Here is a 21,838-nt window from a genome sequence, read left to right as displayed (position 1 = left end):
TCCCGAACCGTTCAGATCACCGCTTCTTCCAGGAATGGTTCATTGCGCGGGATGCGCTCGTAGCAGAACGGTGACAGGTCCAGCGTCTGGAAGGCGCCGTGCACGATGAGCTCCGATACCGCCCGGCCGACCGCCGGCGACTGCTGCAGGCCGTGCCCTGAGAAGCCGTTGGCGAACATGAAGTTCTTCACCTCCGGGTGAAAGCCGACGATGCCGTTGTGGTCGAGCATGTTGTATTCGTAGTGGCCGGTCCAACTGGTCTGGACCTTGAGCGCGTCGAAGGCCGGAATGCGGTGCCACAGCGCCGGCCAGATATAGTCGTCGAACTCCTCGAAATGCATTTCGAAATCGTCGTAATCGGCCGGCCCGTCGCCCTGCGGCGTGTTGCCGGTGAGGAAGAGCTCGCCTTCCGGGCGCACGAAAGTGCCGGAAAGGTCGATGACGTTGGGCATTCGCCCAGGGATCGGGTTGGCGCTGGCGAAGACGAAGCTGTAGCGCTTGTACGGGGCTACCGGGATGGAAAGGCCGGCCATGGCAGCGACCTGCTGCGCTCGCGGGCCGGCGGCGTTGACCAGGGTTCCGCAAGCGACTGTCTCGCCGGTCGCCAGCCGAGCGGAGACAACCCGCCCATCGACGACATCCAGTCCGGTCACGGCATTGTCGATGTACTCGACCCCGCTGGCGCGGGCGGCGCGGCGGAAGCCGTTCAACATGCCCATGGAATCGAACCAGCCCTCTTCGCGCGCACCCCACGAACCGCCGCCGAGGTCGTCGACATTCAGCCAGGGGAAGCGTTCCTTCAGCGGACCCGGCTCGAGAAAGACGGTGTGGGCGCCGAGGCTGCGCTGCAGCTCGACCCGCTCCTTGGCCGCCTCCACGCCTTCCGGCGAGCAGCAATAGAGATATCCGTGCTCCTTGAAGCCGAGATCGGGCGCCGGCTCGTTCGTGTAGAAGGGCGCCATCCGCTCCTGGAAACCGCGGATGATCTCGATGCCGAACTGGCTGATCTTCACATTGATCGGATTGGAGTATTGCTGGCGGATGGCGCTGGTGGAGAGCGCCGTCGAGGAGAATTCGTAGCTGGAGTCGCGCTCGACCACGAGGATCGAGGCGCCCCTGCCCAGCGCCTGGCTCAGCCAATAGGCCGTCGACGAGCCGATGACCGCGCCGCCGACGATGACGATGTCGTAGGCGTTGCGCGAAGGTGGTTTGTAAGCGGGGATCGCCACGGCCGTCTCCCGAGTCTAGCGGTTGAAGGACGCAATCAGGGCGTCCGAGCCCCGCGCCAACAGGCCGAGGTCGGAACCGACGGCAACCATGGTGAAGCCTTCGGCGAGATAGCGGTCGGCGTCGGCCTTCACGGGAGCCAAAATCCCGCTCGCCTTGCCTGCCGCGGCCGTGGCCTTGCGCACGGAAGCGATCGCCTCCTGCACATGCGCAGCGCCGGGATTGCCCATCGCGCCCATATTCGTGGAAAGATCGCCGGGCCCGACAAACAGAACGTCCACGCCTTCCACCGCTGCGATCTCAGCCGCATTGGCGACGCCGGCCGCGTCCTCGATCTGCACCGCCAACAGCTGCTGCTCGCGCGCTTTCGCATGATACCCGGCGATACGGCCGAAGGCGTTGGCGCGATGGCCGACCGAGAAGCCGCGGAAGCCGCCCGGAGCATAGGTCATCGCCGCGACGATTTTGCGCGCCTGGTCCGGCGTGCGCACATTCGGAATCATCAGGCTGCGGGCACCGACATCCAGGGCCTGCTTCATCAGGTTGGGATCGTCGGACGGCAGGCGCACCACCGCCTCGCACGGAAATGCCGCCGCGACCTGAAGCTGCGCCATGATGCTGCGCAGATCGTTGGGGCTGTGCTCGCCGTCGATCAGCAGCCAGCCCGCTCCGGAACCAGCCACCACTTCTGTGGTCAGCGCTGAAGCCAGCGAGCACCAGATGCCGATATGAGGCTGGCCGGCCTTAACGGCCGCCTTCAGCGAATTGACGCGCTCTTGCATTTACGATCGGTCTCCAGTGGAAGAGGCATTGAAATTTGTATGATGTCCTATATCATACGCCTCCATTGAGCTGCAAGACGCTCTGGCGAGCACGGGAGTTGCGCATGAAAATCGGTTTCATCGGACTTGGCGTCATGGGCGCGCCCATGGCGCGGCATCTTGCCGATGCCGGGCACGAGATCGTCACGGTGCTCAATCGCTCTCCTCTGCCTGCCGATCTGAAAGCGTCGGTGCTGGCTTCCCCGGCGGAAGTGGCGCGGGTTTGCGAAATCATCATCACCATGCTGCCCGATACGCCCGACGTGGAGCGCGTCCTGCTCGGGCCGGGTGGCGTGCTCGAAGGGATTTCAGCCGGCAAGCTGGTCATCGACATGAGCTCGATCAGCCCGATCGCCACCGCGCAATTCGCGGCGAAGTTCAGGGAAGCGGGAGGCGGCTTCCTCGACGCACCCGTCTCCGGCGGCGAGGTCGGCGCAAAAGCGGCGAGTCTCACCATCATGGTCGGCGGGCCGGCTGCCGAATTCGAGCGCGCGCTGCCCATCTTCGAAAAGCTCGGCAAGAATATCACCCTGATCGGCGAGAAGAACGGCGCCGGCCAGACCTGCAAGATAGCCAACCAGATCATCGTCGCGCTCAACATGGAAGCCGTTGCCGAAGCGCTTGTTTTTGCCAGCAAAGCGGGCTGCGATCCGGCGAAGGTCCGAAGCGCGCTGATGGGCGGCTTCGCCTCGTCCCGCGTGCTCGAAGTGCATGGCGAGCGCATGATCGCCCGCACCTTCGCGCCGGGCTTCCGCATCCGCTTGCACCAGAAGGATCTCAACCTCGCGCTCGAAAGCGCCCGCGCGCTTGGAGCCGCCCTGCCGAGCACGGCGCTGGCGCAGCAACTGATGAATGCCTGTGCGGCCCGCCCGGGCGGCGCGGAAGCAGACCACTCGTCGCTCGTCCGGGCTCTCGAGGTCCTGAGCGATCATGAACTGTCAAACGGAAAGGAATAACCGATGCGCGGAACCGGCAAGGCCGATGTCTTCGTCATGCTGGCCCATCCCGTGGGCCACGCGAAAAGCCCTGGCATCTTCAACGAGATCTTCGAGCAGAAGGGGCTCGACAGTCTGATGGTGCCGCTGAGCTGCCGTCCGGAAGATTTCGATACTTTCTGGGCCGGCATCACGGCGGCGGAGAACATCCGCGGCGTCATCATCTCGGTGCCCTATAAGGTCCCGGTCTACCACAAATGCGCCGCCGCCCACGATCGCGCCGCGCGCGTGCAGAGCGCGAATTCCGTGCGCCGGCAGGCGGACGGCACCTGGTATGCCGACAATTTCGACGGCGTCGGCTTCATCGACGGCTTGAAGGCCGGCGGACACCGGATCGCCGGCCGGCGCATCCTCCAGGTCGGCGCAGGCGGTGCGGGCGCATCGCTGACCTACTGCCTCGCCGAGGAAGGCGCGACGGAGATCCGCCTCGCCGACATCGACAGGGAACGCGCGCAAAAGCTCGCTTCGCTGGTCAGCAGGTCGTTCCCCGATTGCCGCATCGAGGTCGGCGAACCCGATCCGTCCGGAATGGACATGGCGATCAACGCGACGCCCTCCGGGCTGAAGGGCGGCGATCCGCTGCCGATGGATGTGAACAAGCTGACGCCGGAGATGACCGTGGTCGACATCATCATGGAGCCGGCCGAAACGGCCCTGCTCAAGGCGGCGAAAGAGATCGGCTGCCGCATCCAGCCCGGACGCCCGATGATGGACTTCCAGGTCGAGGCCATGGCCGCATTCTTCGACATCGAGCGAAAGGAGCGCCACAATGGCTGAGGCTTCGACCGCGGTCGTCATCGGCGGCACGTCCGGGATCGGCCGCGCTATTGCGGAGCGCTTCGCCGAGGAAGGCTACCAGGTGGTCGTCGCAGGCCGGGACGCGAGCCGCGGCAAGGAAGCCGCCGAGGCCTGCGAGAGCGCCGGCGCCCCACGCGCCGTGTTTGTCCAGACCGATGTCGGCGATCCCGCTTCCGTCGAGGCGCTGGCGCAAGACGTCAGCAATGCGTTCGGCACCCCTCATGTCGTGGTCAACTGCGCCGGCATCCTGCAGAGCGGCAAGCATGTGCTCGACCAGGACCTCACTGAAGACGAGCAGATGTGGCGGATCAACTATCGCGGCACGCTGCTTGGCTGCCAGTTGTTCGGCCGGCTGATGTCGGCCGCCGGACGCGGCGCGATCCTCAATGTCGGCTCGCTCGCCTCCTTCGCGCCGCTGTCGCTTCCGGCCTACACGCCCGGAAAGCATGCGGTCCTGGCGCTCACTCAGATCCTGGCTGCCGAACTCGGCCCGCATGGAGTCCGTGTGAACGCCGTAGCGCCGGGCTATACCCTCTCCGACGGGCTGAAGTCCAGGATCGCCAAGGGCGAACGCAACCCGGAAGCGATCCAGGCCACCACCGCGCTGCGCCGCTTCGTCGAGCCGCGCGATGTCGCCGAGGCGGCGCTGTTCCTCTGCTCCGACCGTGCCGCGTCGATCACCGGCGTTACGCTGCCCGTCGATGCCGGCTGGCTCGTCCAAGCGCCGTACGCGCAGTACCTGCAGGGCAACCCCATCCGGCAGACGCCGGCAATCTGACGAGGAAGATCCAGTGGGCGATATCCAACGCTTCGACTTCGACACCCGCATCCATCATGGCGTCATCCACAACGGCACGCTCTACCTGACCGGCCAGGTTGCCAAGCCGGGCCAACCGGCGGCCGACCAGATGCGCGAGGTGCTCGCCAAGATCGATGCGCTACTCGCCACGGCAGGCACCGACAAGACCCGCATCCTCCACGTCCAGATGTGGCTGGACGACGTGCGGGATTTCGACGAGGTCAATGCGGTCTGGGACGCCTGGATGCCGAAAGAGCATGCGCCGGCACGCTCTTCCGGCGAGGGGCGGATGGCCAAGCCCGGCATGCTGGTCGAACTGATCGTCACCGCGGCGGTTTGAATGGTCTCGCCGGTTCGGGCATCATCCCGAATCTGAACTTGAACGGCCCTAGTCTGGACTTGAACGGAAGGCCTGAATGACGAAGCGCAAGCCGCTTTCCACCGTCGTGGCGGAGAGCCTGGGGGAAAAAATCCGCTCCGGTGAGTTGCAGCCGGGCGCGCAACTGCCGACCGAGGCGGAGCTTTGCGCCGAATACGATGTCAGCCGCACCGTCGTGCGCGAAGCCGTGGCGCGGCTGCGCTCCGAGGGCATGGTGGTGCCGCAGCAGGGTCGCGGCATGTTCGTCAGCGAAACACCCGTGCCGCGCAATTTCTCGATCCCGGACGAGGCGCTGAGAACCTTGCCGGAAACCATCGCCTTGCTCGAACTCAGGTTGAGCGTCGAAGTCGAATCCGCCGGGCTCTGCGCCGAACGCCGCACCGACAAGGAGGCGAGCGCCATCCGTGCCATGATGGATGACATCGACGCGCAGCAGGCCGACCCGGCGGCCGTCCAGATCCACTACGACTACGATTTCCACCTCGCGATCGCCAAAGCCGCGCGCAACGAATTCATCCATGGCTTCCTGGCCTATCTCGGACCGATGATCGTGCCGCGCTTCCAGCTCGGCTATGTCGTCGAGCCGGCCCTGAAGGACAGCTATTACGCTCGCATCCACAGCGAGCACAAAGCCATCGTCGATGCCATCGAAAGACAGGACGGCGGCAAGGCCCGCCAGGCCATGCGCAAGCATCTGTACAACAGCCTCGGGCGCGTTCGCGCCCTGGCGCGGGCTTCCGGAGTCGAGGCGACCGACGCGGAGCAAAAGGCCGCCGCAGCCTCGCTCTTCACCAAAATGAAAAGGCCTGCGCCAACGGCCGGTTAGGGCCGGGACGGGTTCGATCCTTCGCGTGGGCACCGAATGTGACTTGCCGCGCGTCGCGAAAGCCGTGTTTTTGTTCCACCGACGACCGAGAACCTTCTCCCGCGCGCCGACGGGATTGTTTTCCTTTGGTTCGCAGCGTGGGAGGCCGCGCAGGCAGCGTGGAACGTTTGAACTGCCGGAAAGGCTCTCGAAAGTTTATCTTTCCTTTTTGTTGCTTTTCTTGGTTTCGCGGCACCGGTCAAGGCCGCAGACTGAAGAGCAATAGGGGAAGCCCACGTGACGACAGCCTTCATCACAGGTGCGACGAGCGGCATTGGGCGAGCCATCGCCATCGCGTTGAGCGACGCCGGTTACGACGTCTATGCGGTCGGCCGCAGCCAGGCCGCGCTGAAAGAACTGCAGTCCGAGCGTCCGGGCATCCTGCCGATCGCCGTTGACGTTACCGACCGCGAGGCTTTGGAATCGGTCCTGGCCGATCTCACCATCGATGTGCTGATCAACAACGCCGGCATCATGCCGCCACTCGGCAATTTCGCCGATATGAACATCGCGGACATCGACACCACGTTGGAGGTGAACCTCAGCGCGGCGATCCTGCTCACCCGCCTCGTCGTGCCGCAGATGCGCGAGCGCCAGTCCGGCCACATCTTGTTCACCGGCTCCACCGCCGGCCACGCGGCCTATTCCAATATCGCCGTCTATTCGGCCACCAAGGCGGCGATCTCCGGCTTTGCCGCTGCCTTGCGCGCCGACCTCTCGTCGTCCGGCATACGCGTCACCGAGATCGTCGCCGGTCGGGTCGAGACGCAGCTCTACAACGACATCCTCGACGCCGACGCCCGGGCGGCGATGTACGCCGGAAAAGTAGTGCAGCCGGACGACGTGGGCAGGATGGTCGTCGCTGTGCTGGCGCTCCCCGCATGGGCCGACGTTACTCGTTTCGACATCATGCCGACCTGGCCGACCTCGCCCAGCGGCACCAAGTAAGGAAAACTGCAATGAAGGATCTTTCCGTTCTGATCGTCGGCGGCGGCGCCGGCCTTGGCGCCCTTCTCGCCCGCATGGCTGTGGAGGCCGGGGCGGCAAAGATCGGCATCATCGACATCAACCAGGAAGCCGCTGAGAGCGCTCTCGACGCGGCGAAGGCCAAGGGCCTGCCGACGGCTGCCGCAGCTTGCGACATCCAGGTCGGACCGCAGTGTCACGCCGCCTTCGACGCCATTGTCGCGAAGCTCGGGCGCGTCGACACGCTGATCAATTGCGCCGCGATCTATCCTCGGCGTCCGCTCCTCGAGATCACCGACGCCGAGTGGGACGCCTCCAACGGCATCAACATCAAGGGCACGTACCACATGATGGTGGCGGCTGTTCGCCACATGCAGTCGCAAGAGCCAAAAGCGCATGTGCGTGGAAGGATCGTAAACCTCACTTCCGTCGACGCCTTCAAGGCGCATCCGCAGAACGCCCATTATGCGGCGACCAAGGCCGCCGTCGTCAGCCTCACGCGCTCCTTTGCCCATCACGTCGCCAAGGATGGGATTTTGGTGAATTCCGTCGCGCCCGCCGGCATGGCCACCGAGAAGGCCAAGGCGCTCGGCTTTCTCGAGGAACTGGCCAAGGCAAGCCCGCTCGGCCGCGGCGCCGAGCCGACCGAGATCGCCGAGTGGGTGCTCATGACCGGCGGCCCGAAGAACACCTATATGACCGGTGAAAACGTAATCGTCTCAGGCGGTTACATCTACGCCTGAATCGGTTTTCATAAGCCGGCGGCGTCTGAAATCCAGCAGTGCATGATCAACGGAGTCTCGAACGAAAGGAGGCGGACTTCACGATGACCGGCAAGCTTCGCCTTCCTTCGCTCAATGCGCTTCGCGTCTTCCACGCCGTCGCACAGCACAAGAGCTTCCGGCAGGCCGCCGACGAGCTCCTGGTGACGCCGCAAGCCGTCGGTCAGCAGATCAAGCTTTTGGAAGACACGCTGCAGGTGACGCTGTTCGAGCGCAAGGGGCGCTCGATCGAGCTGACGGAGTCGGCGATCCTGCTCTCGCACTATGTCAAAGCCGGCTTCGACGAATTTTCCGAAGGCGTTCGCCGCGTCACCAAATCGAACTACCGGGACCGCATCAATCTCAATGCGAGCCCCTACTTCGCGACGCACTATCTGCTGCCCAGGCTTTCATTGTTCCGCGAGATCCTGCCGGGCGCTGATCTGCGCCTGACGACGATGGTCGACCTGCCCGATTTCGGGCGTGACGACATCGATATGACGGTGCAGTGGGGCTATGGCAACTGGCCGGACTACGAGACCACGCTGCTGGTGCCGGACCCGAAGATCATATGCTGCACCCCGGCGATTGGCGAGAAGATCAAGTCGGCGCAGGACCTGACGCGGTTCACGCTGCTCGACACCGTCAAGTCGAAGCGGCTGTGGCCCGACATATTGCGGCACCTCGGAGTGGAACTGGCTGAAGGCGACCGCAGCATCGGCTTCGATGACGCCGCCACCATGCGCCGTGCGACGCTCCAAGGCATCGGTGTCGGCCTGGTTTCCGTCATCGATGCCGAGGAGGACTTCAGGTCGGGCGCGCTGGTCGCGCCACTTGGCCGTGACGCCCTCTCGGACATGAAGCCGGAAGAAGTCCCCGGCTTCTACCTCGTCATGCCGCGCGGGCATCTGCGCGTGAAGGCGGTGGCCGCCCTGCATCGCTGGCTCGTCCAGCAGGATTGGGGCAGCGACCTCAAGCTTTCTCTGCCGAAACCGACACCGCTCTCCGATTAGGAGCGGCTTAGCGACCGAGGGCCGAAGCGCGTGTTTCGGGCCTCCAACAACAAGAACAAGTGAACCTCAACAGTGGAGACAACAAACATGAAAATGACGAAATGGGGGGCCGCAGCCATGGCCCTTGGCCTGGTTCATTTTGCGGCGCCGGCCGAGGCGGCGGGCGGCAAGACGCTGGAAACCGTGAAGGCGCGCGGCGTGCTCAACTGCACGGGCCATGACGGCTCCTATCTCGGCTTCGCCGAGGTAGACGACAAGGGCAACTGGAAGGGCATGGACATCGACCTCTGCAAGGCGGTGGCGACCGCCGTGTTCGGCGACCCGGCCAAGCTGAAGATCGTCCCGATCAGCTGGGCGCAGCGCTGGCCGTCGCTGCAGTCGGGCGACGTCGACATCATCATCAAGGCGTCGGGCGGCACGCTCAGCCGAGATACCGAGCTCGGCCTGCAATTCTCGATGTCCTATTACCTCGGAACGACCAAGGTGATGGCGCATAAGGAGCTCAATCTGAAGTCGCTCAAGGACGCCGATGGCGGCTCGATCTGCATCCCCGCGGGGACGACCATCGAGCAGCAGGTCGCGGCCTATGCGCAGAAGGTCGGGATAAAGCTGGAGCCTGTCGTCATCGAAAAGACGGAAGAGCTCGAGCAAGCATACTTCTCGGGGCGCTGCGACATGTATGCCCAGTGGGGGCCAGTTCTCGCAATCGCGCGTGTCGCCAAGGGCAAGGTCGACGACCACGTGATCCTGCCCGACGTGCTCGCCGTCGAACCCGAGGTCATGATCGTGCGGCAAGGCGACGACAACTGGGTCGACGTCGCCAACTGGACGCTCTCCGCCCTGCTCTTCGCCGAGCAGGAAGGCATCACGTCCAAAAATGTCGATGAGATCAAAGCCAAGCCCACGTCGCCGGCGGTCGCCAAGTTCCTCGGTGCCGCGCCAGGCATGGGCAAGGGTCTCGGACTTCCTGACGACTGGGCCTACAACGTGATCAAGAAGGTCGGCAATTATGGCGAGATCTTCGATCGCGATCTCGGCAAGGAGTCGCCCTACAAGATGGATCGCGAGCTCACCAACCTCTGGAACAATGGCGGCGTCCTGTTCCCGCTGGTGATCGACTGACTCCACCTCTTAACGCAGCTCGCTCTGAGCTCCGCCTGGCACCGCCAGGCGGAGCCGGCGACAATTCGGGGAAGACCATGATGGTCAGCCTGCTAAGAAATCAGAGGGTCCGCAATACGCTTTTACAGGTTCTTTATGTCGGCTCGCTTGCCGCGATGATCCTTGCCTGCGTGATGATTGCCCGGCGGAACCTGGCGCAGCAAGGCATCACCTCCGGCTTCGACTTCCTGTTCAAGTCGACGGGCTGGGATGTCAACTTCTCGCTGCCGCCCGCCACCGCCAACGACCCCTACTGGTGGTTCTTCCTCATCGGCGTCATCAATACGCTATTCCTGGGATGCACCGGGCTGATCCTGGCGACGATCGTCGGCACCATCGTTGGCCTGGCGCGGACTTCCTCGAACGAACTGGCGCGGCTGCTTGGCCGCACCTATGTCGACATCTTCCGCAACATCCCGCTGATCCTCCAGGTCTTCTTCTGGTACGCCGTCATCACGCATCTGCCGACGCCACGCGCCGCGCACGAGGCCTTCGGCATGCTGCTGACCAGCCGCGGCCTCTATGTGCCGGTCCCCAATGTCGGCGGCGTCGCGTTTGCGGCAGCTTTCCTTGCTGTAATCGCCGCGATCGCGCTGCCGGTTTGGCTGGGCCGGACCACGCGCCTCAGCCAACCGCCCGGCGAGCGGCTCGGCATTCAACTGACCGCGGCCGCGACGGCACTGGCCAGCGCAGTCATTGTCCTTGCGCTGGGTCGCCTGCCGGACCTGCCGCTGCTCGACTTCCCTGCCCTGCAAGGCCTCAACCTCAAGGGCGGCCTGCGCATTCCTCCCGAATTTTCCGCTTTAGCCATCGCCATCGCCATCTATGGCGGCTCCTACATCGCCGAGATCGTGCGCGGCGGCTTCAAGGCAGTCGGCAAGGGCCAGATGGAGGCCGCACTTTCGCTGGGGCTGAGCCCCTGGCGCGTGTTCACGCTGGTGCGGCTGCCGCTGGCGCTGCGTGCCATGCTGCCGATCCTCGCGAACCAGTATGTCTGGCTGATGAAGGCGACGACCATGGGCATTGCGGTGGGCTTCACCGACTTCTTCATGATCGTGGCGCTGACCATCAACCACTCCGGCCAGACGCTGGAGGCGATCGGTATCCTGATGGCGGGCTTCCTGGCGATCAATCTCAGCCTGGCAGCCGTGTTCAACCGCATCAACAAAACCATTGCCCTCAAGGGCAATCAGTTGAGGGGGTGAACGATGGAGATGGTAATTGTCGCTCCCCCTGCCCCTGGCAAGCTGGAAGACCTGCGGCGCCGTTTCTTCGCCACGCCGCTGCAGGCGCTGCTGTCGCTGATATCGCTGGCGATCATGGCTTTCGTTCTCTGGAAGCTGCTTAACTGGGCGGTGTTCTCAGCGGTGTTCACCACCAGCGGCGGGCCCGAGGCCTGCCAGGCGGCGGCAGGAGCCTGCTGGTCGGTCATTGCCGCCAGATGGCGCATCATCCTTTTCGGCCTCTATCCCTTCGAGGAGCAATGGCGCTCGGCCTTGGCCTGTGTGGCCGTCGTGATCATGACAGTGCTGAGCTGCATCCCGGCCTTTTGGACCGGCAGCCGCATCGCGCTCGTCTGGGGCGTCGGAGCGGCGCTCTACTATGTGCTGATGAAAGGCGGCGTGCTCGGCCTCCCCTATGTCGGCGAGGAAGCCTGGGGCGGGCTGGCGCTCACCCTTTTCATCTTCGTCACCACCTGCCTGATCGGCTTTCCGCTGGCGATCTGCCTGGCTCTCTTGCGCCGCTCGGAGCTGCCCTGGATATCCAGGACCACGGGCCTGATCATCGACGGAGTGCGCTCGCTGCCGCTGATCTCTATTCTCTTCACCTTTGCCGTCGTGCTGCCCTTCGCGCTGCCGCAATGGATGGCAGGCGACAAGCTGTACCGAGTCATTCTCGGCTCGGCCCTGTTCTTCTCGGCCTATCAGGCCGAGATCGTGCGCGGCGGCATGCAGGGCGTTCCGAAGGGCCAGGAGGAAGCCGCCATGGCGCTAGGCATGAGCTACTGGCAGCGCATCGGCCGCATCCTCCTGCCGCAGGCCATGCGCAACGCGCTGCCGGCGACGATCAACCAGTTCGTCATCTCGTTCAAGGAAACCTCGCTGGTGGTTATCGTCGGTTTCTTCGAGATCCTCGCCTCCGGCAATGCCGCCTACGGCACCGGCGAATGGCGCTTCGCCTATGTCGAGGTCTATGCCTTCATTGCGTTGATCTATTTCGTCTTCGTCTTCAGCCTGTCCCGCTACGGTGCTTACCTCGAGCGCCGCATGTCGGTCGGCGAACGGTAAGGAGGCGCGCAAAGTGATTTCGACGCAGTCATCCGGCGCCGCGGTTCATATCGAGAACCTGGACAAATACTACGGCTCTTTCCACGCGCTGCGGAACATAAACCTTTCCGTGAAGCGCGGAGAAAAGATCGTCGTCTGCGGCCCCTCGGGCTCCGGCAAGTCGACCATGATCCGCTGCATCAATCGACTCGAGCAGCACAATGGCGGGCGCATCACCGTGCTCGGCTCCGAGCTCAACGACGATGTCGGCAACATTGACGGGATCAGGCGCGAAGTCGGCATGGTGTTCCAGCACTTCAACCTGTTCCCGCACATGACCGTGCTGGAGAACTGCATGATCGCACCGATGATCGTGCGCAAGCGACCGCGCGCCGAGGCCGAGGCGACCGCCCGGCGCTATCTGGAGAAGGTCCGCATTCCCGAGCAGGCGACGAAGTTTCCCGGACAGCTCTCCGGGGGCCAGCAGCAGCGGGTGGCCATTGCGCGCGCCCTTTGCATGCAGCCGCAGCTCATGCTGTTCGACGAGCCGACCTCGGCGCTCGACCCGGAAATGATCGCCGAAGCGCTGGACGTCATGGTGACCCTTGCTTCGGAAGGCATGACGATGATCTGTGTCACGCACGAGATGGGCTTCGCGCGCCGCGTCGCCGACCGCGTCATTTTCATGGACCGCGGCGAGATCGTCGAGGAGGCGCCGCCGGAGCAGTTCTTCACCTCTTGCCGGAACGAGCGCACCCGGCAATTTCTGTCGCAGGTGCTGGGTCATTGAGCCAGAGCCAGCTGCTGTCTATACGCGGCGTGCCACACATCGCAGGTATCGCAATGACCGATCCCGTCACCGCTTTGCGCGAGATTCTCGGACCGAAAGGCTGGCTTTCGGGCACCGACGCCGAGCCTTATCAGCGCGACTGGCTGAACCGCTATGGCGTCGCGCCTTTGGGCGTTGCCAGACCCGCGAGCACGGCCGAAGTTGCGGCAGTGGTCAAGGCATGCCGGGTGGCCGGCGTGGCCGTGATTCCGCAAGGCGGAAACACCGGCCTGTGCGGCGGCGCCGTCGCCGATCGGGCGAACGCGGTGATCGTCTCGCTTTCGCGCATGACGGCAATAGGCGAACCGGATCCGGAGAGCGGGTCGATTGCGGTTGACGCGGGCGTTGTGCTCGCCGCGTTGCACGACGCGCTGGAGCCGCATGGCCTGATGTTCCCGATGCATCTCGGCGCCGAAGGCAGCGCCAGGATCGGCGGCCTGATCGGCACCAATGCCGGCGGCAGCCAGGCGTTTCGCTATGGCATGATGCAGGACCTTGTGCTCGGCCTCGAAGTCGTGACCCCGGACGGCGCGGTATGGGACGGCCTTCGCGCGGTGCAGAAGGACAATGCCGGCTATCAGCTGCGCAAGCTGTTCTGCGGTGCCGAAGGCACGCTCGGCATCGTCACGCGCGCTGTCCTCAGGCTCTATCCCACCCCAAAACAACAGGCGAGCGCGCTTCTGGTGATGTCCGACTTCGCCGCGGCCGTTTCCTTCGGCACCTATCTGCGCGGCGAGGCCGGCGAGTTCCTTGCCGGGCTCGAATTCTTCTCCGATGTCGGCCTGACGCTGGCGCTCAAGCATCTGCCTGATCTCGCCTACCAGCTGGAAACACGAGGCGACGTCTACCTGCTCGTCGAACTGGCGTCAGGTTCGGCGCGCGTTCCGCTGGAGGAGATCCTCGCTTCGGCACTGGAATGGGGTATGGAGGAAGGTCTGGTCGTGGATGGCGCGCTGGCCAATTCGGGCGCGCAGCGGGCGCAATTCTGGCGGCTGCGCGAGGAACAACCCGAGGGGCAGCGGCTGGAAGGCGAACAGTTGAAGCACGACATCTCGGTGCCGCCGGGCGCCATCGCCCGCTTCATCGAGACCGGCGCCGGGATTTGCGACGACATCCTGCCCGGCGTGCGGATCAACCCATTCGGGCATCTCGGCGACGGCAACATCCACTACAATCTGTCGCCGCCGGAAGGCCGCGCCGATTTCGACGGCAAGGCGGGACAATTTGCCGAGGCGCTGGCTGCGCTCGCTACCGAGATGGGGGGCAGCTTCGCGGCGGAACATGGGCTTGGGCGCGCCAAGATCGCCATGGCCGAGCGGAATCGCAGTTCTGTGGAGCGGGAACTCATGGCGCGGCTGAAGGGCGCGTTCGACCCGCAGGGCACGATGAATCCCGGCGTCCTGGTTCGAATTGCAGAATAAAGAAAAACTTTCGAATGGATCGCATTTCTTGATTTCGCGTCGGCCCGCCAGAGTGCAGGTATAAGTTCGAAAGGCAGGCTCCGTCTGCTTGCCACCAGCGTAAGAGGATGCCGAAGCATGGTCCGCAATGGCGGTCGCCTTCTTGTCGAGTGCCTGATCTCGCTTGGCGCGACCAAGAGCTTCGGCGTTCCCGGCGAAAGCTATCTCGCCGTTCTCGACGCGCTGCACGACACGCGTGGAAAGCTGGACTACGTGCTCTGCCGCAATGAGGGCGGTGCGGCTTTCATGGCTTCCGCCTACGGCAAGCTGACGGGCACGCCGGGCATCTGCTTTGTGACGCGCGGCCCGGGCGTGACCAATGCCAGCATCGGCGTGCACACCGCCATGCAGGATAGTTCGCCGATGATCCTCTTCGTCGGCCAGGTCGGCACCGACATCAAAGGCCGCGAAGCCTTCCAGGAAATAGACTACCGGGCGGAGTATGGAACCGTCGCAAAATGGGCGGTCGAGATCGATGACGTCGATCGCCTTCCCGAAATCGTGGCGCGGGCCTGGACCACCGCTTTGACCGGACGCCCCGGCCCCGTGGTGGTCGCGCTGCCGGAAGACATGCTGACGGCCATGACCGAAGCCGCGCCGCTCGGCGGGCCGGCGCCTATCTTCGAAGCGGCGCCGGCACAGGAGGCAATTGCGTCGGTATTGAAGATGCTTGCCGCCGCCGAAAATCCGGTGCTGCTGATGGGCGGCGCCAACTGGACGGCTGACGGACGCGCGGCGCTTCAGGCTTTCGCCGAAGCCTCCGATATCCCGGTCGTGACAGCCTTCCGGTATCAGGACCAGTTCGACAACCATTCGCCGGTGTTCGTCGGCGAGGCCGGCGTCGGGATGGTGCCGCATGTGAAAAACTTGATCCGCGACGCGGACGTGATCCTCGCCGTCAATGTCCGCTTCGGCGAGATGACGACCGACGGCTACACCCTGCTCGAAGTTCCCGTACCGCGCCAGAAGCTGATCCACGTGCACGGCTCCGATCGCGAGATCGGCAAGATCTATGTGCCCACGATCGGTATCCATTCCGGTCCGAACGCCTTCGCCAAGGCGCTCACCCCGATCAAGGGTTCTTGGGCCGACTGGCGCACGACGGCACGCAAGGCCTATGAAGGCACGTTCGCTGCGCCCGTGCAGCCCGGCCCGGTCGACATGGTCGCGGTCAGCACCTGGCTGCGCGAGACGCTGCCGCCCGACGTCATCCTCACCAACGGCGCCGGCAATTTCACCGTGTGGCCGAACAAGTTCTTCAAGTTTGGACCGCAAGCGCGCCTGCTTGCGCCGCAATCCGGCGCCATGGGCTATGGCCTGCCGGCCGCGATCGCGGCCAAGGTCGCATACCCGCAACGCACCGTGGTCTGCTTTGCCGGTGACGGCGACTTCCAGATGAACTGCCAGGAACTCGGAACCGCCATGCAGGCCGGCGCGCAGCCGATCGTGCTGATCGTCAACAATGGCATATACGGCACCATCCGTGCCCATCAGGAGCGCAACTATCCGGCTCGCGTCTCCGGAACCTCGCTCGAGAATCCCGACTTCGTGGCGCTGGCGAAGGCCTATGGCTTTCACGCCGAGCGGGTCGAATCCACGGGGGATTTCGCGGCGGCGTTCGAGCGGGCGCTTAGGTCGACGACCGGCGCCGTCCTCGACATCGCCATCTCGCCCGAAGCGATAACGCCCCGGCAGACCCTCTCTCAGATGCGCGACGCCGCGCTCGCTTCCCAGAAGGCCAAGTCATGACCTCCAGAACTGACGACATCCGTCTCGGCGCGGACATCGGCGGCACCTTCACCGACATCGCCCTTGATGTCCGAGGGACGATGTTTTCGACCAAGGTGCTGACCAACTATGCGGCTCCCGAGCAGGCGATCCTCGACGGCATCGCCATCGTCATTCGCGACGCCGGAATTTCTCCGTCCGAGATCGGCATCATCATCCACGGCACGACACTCGCCACCAACGCGCTGATTGAGCGCCGTGGCGCGAAGACCGCGCTGGTCACGACGGAAGGGTTCCGCGACGTGATCGAGATGCGAACGGAAAACCGCTTCGAGCAGTATGATCTGAACCTGCAACTGCCGACGCCGCTGATCCCGCGCGAGGATCGCTTCACCGTCAAGGGCCGCATCGGCGCGGAAGGCCAGGAGCTGCAGCCGCTCGACGAAGCCGCTCTGGAAGAGATCGCCGACCGCATCGCGGCGGGCGGTTTCGGCTCGGTGGCGATCGGCTTCATCCATGCCTATGCCAACCCCGACCACGAGCGCCGGGCGCGCGAGATCCTTGCCAGAAAACTCGGCATCCCGATCTCGATCAGCGCCGAAGTCTCGCCGCAGATGCGCGAGTTCGAACGCTTCAACACGGTCTGCGCCAACGCCTATGTGCGGCCGCAGATGGCCGACTATCTCGCCCGCCTGCAGACGCGCCTGAAGGACATGGGCGCCGATTGCCCCGTCTTCATGATCCATTCCGGCGGCGGCCTGATCTCGGTGGAGACCGCTTCGGAATTTCCGGTCCGGCTGGTCGAATCGGGCCCGGCGGGCGGCGCGATCTTCGCCGCAGACATCGCCAGGCGCTTCGGTCTTGAGAAGGTCGTCTCCTACGACATGGGCGGTACCACCGCCAAGATCTGCCTGATCGAGGACTATGCGCCGCGCACGGCGAGAACCTTCGAAGTGGCGCGCACCTACCGCTTCTCGAAGGGCTCGGGCATGCCGATCTCCATCCCGGTTATCGAGATGATCGAGATCGGCGCCGGCGGCGGTTCCATCGCCTGGGTCGACGCCATGGGCCGTATCCAGACCGGGCCGGAGAGTGCCGGCTCGGAGCCGGGGCCGGCCTGCTACGGGCGCGGCGGCAACCGTCCGGCGATCACGGATGCCGATCTCGTGCTCGGCAAGCTCGACCCCGACAATTTCGCCGGCGGGGCGATCAAGCTGGACAGCACTGCGTCCGAGCAGGCGATTCTGCGCGATGTCGGCGAGCGGCTGTCGCTCGATGCCATGTCGACGGCCTTCGGCATCTGCGAGGTAGTGGACGAGAACATGGCCAATGCTGCCCGCGTCCATGCGGTCGAGAACGGCAAGAACATATCCGACAATCTGATGATTGCCTTCGGCGGCGCCGCCCCGCTTCACGCGGCGAGACTGTGCGAAAAGCTCGGCATCGACCAGTGCATCGTTCCGCGCGGCGCCGGCGTCGGCTCGGCGATCGGCTTCCTCAAGGCGCCGTTCGGCTACGAGGCGCTGGCCTCGAAGCTGACGCGCCTGTCGCGGTTCCAGCCTGCCGAAGTGAATGCCCTGCTCGCCGATCTCAAGGCCTCCGCCGAGGGTTTTGTGCGCGGCGGCGCCAGCGGCAGGATCGTCTGCGAAATCACCGCCTTCATGCGCTATGCCGGCCAGGGCTGGGAAATCCCCATGCCGGTGGCAGACGAGCCGTTCGGCGACGATGCCGTTGCAGAACTCAAGGCGCTGTTCGAGGAGAACTACCAGCGCTTCTTCGGCCGTGCCATCGAGGGGCTCGACGGACTGGAAATCGAGATCGTCACCTGGTCGGTCAAGGCGACGGATGTTCGTCCCGCCGTCGCCAGGCACGAGCTCACTAGCGGCAAGAGGACGAGCGAACTCAAAACGACCCGCGAGGTGTTCGATCCGGTCAGCGGCGCGCCGCGCAGCTACGGCATCGTCGAGCGCGACACGCTCCGGCCCGGCGATCGGATCGCGGGCCCCGCGGTCATCGTCGAGCGCGAAACTTCCACCGTCGTCACCACCAGCTTCGACGCCGTCATCCAGAGCGACGGCGCGATCCTCCTGATCCGCAAAGGCAGCCAGGCATGAGCGATATTGGCGAAATCCGCATGCAGGTCATGTGGAACCGGTTGATCTCGGTGGTCGAGGAGCAGGCGCTCACCCTGCTGCGCACCGCCTTCTCGACTTCGGTGCGCGAATCCGGCGACCTGTCGGCTGGCGTGTTCGACCCGCGCGGCCAGATGCTTGCGCAGGCAGTCACCGGCACGCCGGGCCACGTCAACACCATGGCCGAGGCGGTGCTGCATTTCATGCACGAAATCCCGCGCGACCAGATGTTCGAAGGCGACACCTACGTCACCAACGATCCCTGGCAGGGCACCGGCCACCTGCACGACATCACCATGGTATCCCCGTCCTTCCTGAACGGCGAGCTCGTCGCCTTCTTTGCCTGCACGGCACATGTCGTCGATGTCGGCGGGCGCGGCTTCGGCGCCGACGGCAAGTCCGTCTACGAAGAAGGCATCCAGATCCCGATCATGAAGTTCGCGGAAAAGGGCAAGGTCAATCTCGATCTGGTCAGGATCCTGCGCGCCAATGTCCGCGAGCCCAACCAGGTAGTCGGCGATTTCTATTCGCTCGCCGCCTGCAACGAGGTCGGGCACCGGCGCCTCGTCGACATGATGAAGGAGATCGGCCTCACCTCGCTGGCTGGGTTAGGCGATTTCATCTTCTCGCGCACCCGCGACGCCATGCTGGAACGCATCGAGGCGCTGCCCAAGGGAAGCTGGTCGAACGAGCTGGTGACCGATGGCTACGACGAGCCGGTGAAACTCGCGGCCACGGTGTCGGTCCGCGAGGACCATGTCGAGGTCGACTTCACCGGCACCGACCCGATGAGCCGCTGGGGCATCAACTGCCCGATCATCTACAGCAAGGCCTATGCCTGCTATGCGCTGAAATGCATGGTGGCGCCCGACATCCCGAACAATGCCGCTTCGCTCGCCTTCTTCACCGTGTCCTCGCCGGTCAACATCCTGAATGCCGTGCGGCCGGCCCCGGTGGCGTTGAGGCACATCTTCGGCCATATGGTGCCCGATCTGGTGCTTGGCGCGTTCTCCAAGGCGTTGCCCGGAAAGATACTCGCCGAAGGCGCCGGCGCGCTGTGGAACATCCACATTTCGGCGCGGCCCGTCGCCGGCGCGTCCGGCCGCCGCGCCGAAGTGCTGATGTTCAACTCCGGCGGCATGGGCGCGCGGCCTGAGCTCGACGGCTTGTCGGCGACGGCCTTCCCGTCCGGTGTTCATACGATGCCGATCGAGGCGACGGAGCATACCGGTCCGATCGTGATCTGGCGCAAGGAGCTGCGGCCGAATTCCGGCGGCGACGGCGAGTTCCGCGGCGGCCTGGGTCAGATCATCGAGATCGCTGCGACCGACGGCCACGAGTTCGACTTCTCCGCCATGTTCGACCGGGTGAACCATCCCCCGCGCGGACGCAATGGCGGCGAGCCCGGCGTCGCCGGCGTGGTCAAGCTCGATGACGGTACGAAGATGCGCCCCAAGGGCTGGCAGCACGTCCCCGCCGGGCGTCGGCTGATCCTCGAACTGCCGGGCGGCGGCGGCTATGGCGATCCGGCCAAGCGCAGCGCCGCCGCGCGGGCCAACGACCGATCCAAGGGTTATATCTCGGAGAACGACCAATGAGTTACGTTGCCTCGCGCCTTTCGGCGGTGAAGCCTTCGGCTTCCATGGCGGCTTCGCAGGCCGCCAAGGCGCTGCGCGCCAAGGGAGTGGACGTGATCGACCTCGGGCTGGGCGAACCCGATTTCCCGACCCCGCTTCACATCATCGATGCCGCCCACTTCGCGGGGAAAGCAGGACAGACGCTCTACACCGCTGCCGCCGGCACCGCAGAAGTGCGCGAAGCCGTGGCCGGCAAGTTCCGCCGTGAGAACGGGCTGGACTACACGGCCGACCACATCGTCGTCGCCAACGGCGCCAAGCAAATCATTTTCAACGCGCTGATGGCGACGCTGGAGCCAGGCGACGAGGCGATCCTGCCGGCGCCCTATTTCGTCTCCTATCCGGAAATGGTGAAGCTGCTCGGCGGCACGCCCGTCGTCGTCGAATGCCCGGAGACCACTGGCTTCCGGCTGACGCCAGCGGTGCTGGAAAAGGCAATCACGTCAAGGACAAAGTGGCTTTTCCTCAACATGCCCGGCAACCCGTCTGGCGCGGTCTATTCCGCGTCCGATCTCAAGGCGCTGGGCGCGGTCCTGGCAAAACACCCGCAGGTGCTGGTCCTTTCCGACGAGATCTACGAGCACATCCTCTTCGACGGACGCGACTTCGTCTCCTTCGGCAAGGCCTGCCCCGAGCTCAAGGACCGCACCCTGATCGTCAACGGCGTCTCGAAGTCCTATGCGATGACCGGCTGGCGCGTCGGCTACGCAGCCGGCCCCGCGCCACTCATCAAGGCGATGTCGACGATCCAAAGCCAGTCCTGCACCTCGGTTTGCTCGATCGCACAAGCCGCGACCGTCGCCGCCCTCAACGGGCCGCAGGATGAAGTCGCGCGCTTCCGGCAGGCCTTCGAGGCGCGCCGCAACCTGGTAGTGGACGGCATCAGGAAGATAAACGGACTGACGTTGTCGCCGCCGGAAGGCGCCTTCTACGCCTATATCGGCTGCGCCAGCCTGATCGGCCGCAAGACGCCCAAGGGCGTCGTCCTTGAGGATGACGCGGCCGTGGCCAACTATCTTCTCAACGAAGGACGCGTGGCGTCGGTGCCGGGCGTCGCCTATGGACTGTCACCCTATTTCCGCATCTCGACGGCGACCGGCGAAGGGGTGCTGGCCGAGGCGATCTCGCGGATCAATGCCGCCGTCGCGCAAGTGGAGTAAACGATGCCGCACTACGAACGTATATTGATCACCGGTGCCGCTGGCCGGCTCGGCTCGCAATTGCGCAAGGGACTGGTGCCGCTGGCAAGCAAGATCCGCCTGGCGGGCCGCGGGCCGTTCAGCGATCTTGCGCCTCATGAAGAAGAAGCCGTCTTCGATCTTGCCGACATGGAGGCGACCATCGCAGCCATCAAGGACTGCGATGCGATCGTGCATTTCGGCGGCGCGCCGCTCGAATGCGAGTGGCAGACCATCCTCGATTCCAGCATTCGCGGCTCCTACCACATCTATGAAGGCGCGCGGAAACACGGCGTGAAGCGCGTCGTCTACGCCTCCTCGGTACATGCCATCGGCTACCACGAAATCGAGGCGCACATCGGCGTCGACGCGCCGGTGCGCCCGGACAGTCTTTATGGCGTGTCGAAAAATTTCGTCGAAAGCCTCAGCCGGCTTTACTGGGACAAGTTCGGCATCGAGACGGTGTGCCTGCGCATCTTCTCGTCTTTCCCCGAGCCGGCCGACCGGCGCATGCTGTGGTCGTATCTTTCCTTCGCCGACTGCGTGCGCCTGGTCGAGGCATCGCTGACGGCGCCGCGCGTCGGCCACACCATCTCGTTCGGCTTATCCAACAACAAGCTGAAGATGGTCGACAACAGCGGCGCAGACCATCTCGGATTCATCCCGCAGGACAGCGCCGAGCCGTTCCGGGCCGCCGTCGAGGCGAAGACGCCAATTCCCGACCCAAGGAGGCCGTCGGTGAAATATCTCGGCGGCTGGTTCTGCGAACTCGGTCATCCGGACGACAAGCCCGAATAACCATGCCTCGCAAGCAGGTCAGTT

The 21,838-nt window shown here is 64.6% G+C and carries 20 protein-coding genes; 18 read left to right on the top strand and 2 right to left on the bottom strand.

Translation table 11 applies throughout. The features are described 5' to 3' along the window. Positions 1-11: 11 nt before the first annotated feature. Positions 12-1,229 carry an FAD-dependent oxidoreductase gene (locus tag A9K71_RS06695; RefSeq protein WP_066992135.1) on the bottom strand — a complete coding sequence of 406 codons (1,218 nt, stop codon included), beginning with the start codon at positions 1,227-1,229 and terminating at the stop codon, positions 12-14. A 15-nt stretch (positions 1,230-1,244) separates the two neighbouring features. Continuing rightward, positions 1,245-2,009 (bottom strand): HpcH/HpaI aldolase/citrate lyase family protein, encoded by a 765-nt coding sequence (locus tag A9K71_RS06690; protein ID WP_066992133.1) that lies wholly within the window; start codon positions 2,007-2,009, stop codon positions 1,245-1,247. Positions 2,010-2,113: 104 nt separating this feature from the next. On the opposite strand from A9K71_RS06690, the gene A9K71_RS06685 reads away from it, so the two are divergent. The 18 genes from A9K71_RS06685 (at position 2,114) to A9K71_RS06600 (ending at position 21,814) form a co-directional block, all read left to right on the top strand. Then, positions 2,114-3,004 carry a 2-hydroxy-3-oxopropionate reductase gene (locus tag A9K71_RS06685; RefSeq protein ID WP_066992129.1) on the top strand — a complete coding sequence of 297 codons (891 nt, stop codon included), beginning with the start codon at positions 2,114-2,116 and terminating at the stop codon, positions 3,002-3,004. Positions 3,005-3,007: 3 nt separating this feature from the next. Further along, positions 3,008-3,820 carry a shikimate dehydrogenase gene (locus A9K71_RS06680; RefSeq protein ID WP_066992125.1) on the top strand — a complete coding sequence of 271 codons (813 nt, stop codon included), beginning with the start codon at positions 3,008-3,010 and terminating at the stop codon, positions 3,818-3,820. After that, entirely contained in the window at positions 3,813-4,619 is an 807-nt protein-coding gene (locus A9K71_RS06675; RefSeq protein ID WP_066992122.1) for an SDR family oxidoreductase, read from the top strand. The genes A9K71_RS06680 and A9K71_RS06675 overlap by 8 nt, the downstream gene beginning before the upstream one ends. Positions 4,620-4,632: 13 nt before the next feature. Further along, positions 4,633-4,980: a RidA family protein gene (locus tag A9K71_RS06670; RefSeq protein ID WP_066992119.1), complete on the top strand. Its 348-nt coding sequence runs from the start codon at positions 4,633-4,635 to the stop codon at positions 4,978-4,980. Between the two features lie 76 nt (positions 4,981-5,056). Then, positions 5,057-5,845 (top strand): FadR/GntR family transcriptional regulator, encoded by a 789-nt coding sequence (locus tag A9K71_RS06665; RefSeq protein ID WP_066992116.1) that lies wholly within the window; start codon positions 5,057-5,059, stop codon positions 5,843-5,845. A gap of 276 nt (positions 5,846-6,121) precedes the next feature. Continuing rightward, positions 6,122-6,832, top strand: a complete 711-nt coding sequence (locus A9K71_RS06660) for an SDR family oxidoreductase (protein WP_082980376.1) — start codon at positions 6,122-6,124, stop codon at positions 6,830-6,832. A gap of 11 nt (positions 6,833-6,843) precedes the next feature. Next, positions 6,844-7,593 carry an SDR family oxidoreductase gene (locus A9K71_RS06655; RefSeq protein ID WP_066992110.1) on the top strand — a complete coding sequence of 250 codons (750 nt, stop codon included), beginning with the start codon at positions 6,844-6,846 and terminating at the stop codon, positions 7,591-7,593. 83 nt (positions 7,594-7,676) lie between these two features. After that, positions 7,677-8,624: a LysR substrate-binding domain-containing protein gene (locus tag A9K71_RS06650; RefSeq protein WP_066992107.1), complete on the top strand. Its 948-nt coding sequence runs from the start codon at positions 7,677-7,679 to the stop codon at positions 8,622-8,624. A gap of 87 nt (positions 8,625-8,711) precedes the next feature. Next, positions 8,712-9,746 (top strand): amino acid ABC transporter substrate-binding protein, encoded by a 1,035-nt coding sequence (locus A9K71_RS06645; protein WP_082980382.1) that lies wholly within the window; start codon positions 8,712-8,714, stop codon positions 9,744-9,746. Positions 9,747-9,823: 77 nt separating this feature from the next. Next, on the top strand, positions 9,824-10,990 hold the full coding sequence (locus A9K71_RS06640; protein WP_245299545.1) for an ABC transporter permease subunit: 1,167 nt from the start codon (positions 9,824-9,826) through the stop codon (positions 10,988-10,990). Positions 10,991-10,993: 3 nt separating this feature from the next. Beyond that, positions 10,994-12,073, top strand: a complete 1,080-nt coding sequence (locus A9K71_RS06635) for an amino acid ABC transporter permease (RefSeq protein WP_066992104.1) — start codon at positions 10,994-10,996, stop codon at positions 12,071-12,073. A gap of 13 nt (positions 12,074-12,086) precedes the next feature. Continuing rightward, positions 12,087-12,842, top strand: a complete 756-nt coding sequence (locus A9K71_RS06630) for an amino acid ABC transporter ATP-binding protein (protein WP_066992101.1) — start codon at positions 12,087-12,089, stop codon at positions 12,840-12,842. 53 nt (positions 12,843-12,895) lie between these two features. Then, the gene (locus A9K71_RS06625) at positions 12,896-14,302 is read left to right on the top strand and encodes an FAD-binding oxidoreductase (RefSeq protein WP_066992099.1); all 1,407 of its coding nucleotides are present in this window, start codon (positions 12,896-12,898) and stop codon (positions 14,300-14,302) included. Between the two features lie 117 nt (positions 14,303-14,419). Further along, positions 14,420-16,090, top strand: a complete 1,671-nt coding sequence (locus A9K71_RS06620) for a thiamine pyrophosphate-binding protein (protein WP_066992096.1) — start codon at positions 14,420-14,422, stop codon at positions 16,088-16,090. After that, positions 16,087-18,183, top strand: coding sequence for a hydantoinase/oxoprolinase family protein (locus A9K71_RS06615; RefSeq protein WP_066992093.1), 2,097 nt, complete (start codon positions 16,087-16,089; stop codon positions 18,181-18,183). The genes A9K71_RS06620 and A9K71_RS06615 overlap by 4 nt, the downstream gene beginning before the upstream one ends. Beyond that, positions 18,180-19,799, top strand: coding sequence for a hydantoinase B/oxoprolinase family protein (locus tag A9K71_RS06610; protein WP_066992090.1), 1,620 nt, complete (start codon positions 18,180-18,182; stop codon positions 19,797-19,799). The genes A9K71_RS06615 and A9K71_RS06610 overlap by 4 nt, the downstream gene beginning before the upstream one ends. Then, complete coding sequence (locus tag A9K71_RS06605; protein WP_066992087.1) at positions 19,796-20,998, top strand: pyridoxal phosphate-dependent aminotransferase; 1,203 nt, start codon at positions 19,796-19,798, stop codon at positions 20,996-20,998. Before A9K71_RS06610 ends, A9K71_RS06605 begins: the two co-directional genes overlap by 4 nt. A gap of 3 nt (positions 20,999-21,001) precedes the next feature. Beyond that, positions 21,002-21,814 (top strand): NAD(P)-dependent oxidoreductase, encoded by an 813-nt coding sequence (locus A9K71_RS06600; protein WP_066992084.1) that lies wholly within the window; start codon positions 21,002-21,004, stop codon positions 21,812-21,814. Positions 21,815-21,838 lie beyond the last annotated feature (24 nt).

The organism is Mesorhizobium sp. WSM3873, from assembly GCF_001672445.1.
Lineage (GTDB): Bacteria > Pseudomonadota > Alphaproteobacteria > Rhizobiales > Rhizobiaceae > Mesorhizobium.
Note: the sequence above shows the minus strand (reverse complement) of the source record. Positions and strands in the feature narration are given on the sequence as shown.

Coding starts and splice junctions, on each gene's coding strand:
- A9K71_RS06675 (WP_066992122.1), top strand. CDS start 3,813: ATGGCTGAGGCTTCGACCGCGGTCGTCATCGGCGGCACGTCCGGGATC.
- A9K71_RS06665 (WP_066992116.1), top strand. CDS start 5,057: ATGACGAAGCGCAAGCCGCTTTCCACCGTCGTGGCGGAGAGCCTGGGG.
- A9K71_RS06610 (WP_066992090.1), top strand. CDS start 18,180: ATGAGCGATATTGGCGAAATCCGCATGCAGGTCATGTGGAACCGGTTG.
- A9K71_RS06680 (WP_066992125.1), top strand. CDS start 3,008: ATGCGCGGAACCGGCAAGGCCGATGTCTTCGTCATGCTGGCCCATCCC.
- A9K71_RS06615 (WP_066992093.1), top strand. CDS start 16,087: ATGACCTCCAGAACTGACGACATCCGTCTCGGCGCGGACATCGGCGGC.
- A9K71_RS06605 (WP_066992087.1), top strand. CDS start 19,796: ATGAGTTACGTTGCCTCGCGCCTTTCGGCGGTGAAGCCTTCGGCTTCC.
- A9K71_RS06620 (WP_066992096.1), top strand. CDS start 14,420: ATGGTCCGCAATGGCGGTCGCCTTCTTGTCGAGTGCCTGATCTCGCTT.
- A9K71_RS06645 (WP_082980382.1), top strand. CDS start 8,712: ATGAAAATGACGAAATGGGGGGCCGCAGCCATGGCCCTTGGCCTGGTT.
- A9K71_RS06650 (WP_066992107.1), top strand. CDS start 7,677: ATGACCGGCAAGCTTCGCCTTCCTTCGCTCAATGCGCTTCGCGTCTTC.
- A9K71_RS06690 (WP_066992133.1), bottom strand. CDS start 2,009: ATGCAAGAGCGCGTCAATTCGCTGAAGGCGGCCGTTAAGGCCGGCCAG.
- A9K71_RS06635 (WP_066992104.1), top strand. CDS start 10,994: ATGGAGATGGTAATTGTCGCTCCCCCTGCCCCTGGCAAGCTGGAAGAC.
- A9K71_RS06600 (WP_066992084.1), top strand. CDS start 21,002: ATGCCGCACTACGAACGTATATTGATCACCGGTGCCGCTGGCCGGCTC.
- A9K71_RS06685 (WP_066992129.1), top strand. CDS start 2,114: ATGAAAATCGGTTTCATCGGACTTGGCGTCATGGGCGCGCCCATGGCG.
- A9K71_RS06655 (WP_066992110.1), top strand. CDS start 6,844: ATGAAGGATCTTTCCGTTCTGATCGTCGGCGGCGGCGCCGGCCTTGGC.
- A9K71_RS06640 (WP_245299545.1), top strand. CDS start 9,824: ATGATGGTCAGCCTGCTAAGAAATCAGAGGGTCCGCAATACGCTTTTA.
- A9K71_RS06625 (WP_066992099.1), top strand. CDS start 12,896: ATGACCGATCCCGTCACCGCTTTGCGCGAGATTCTCGGACCGAAAGGC.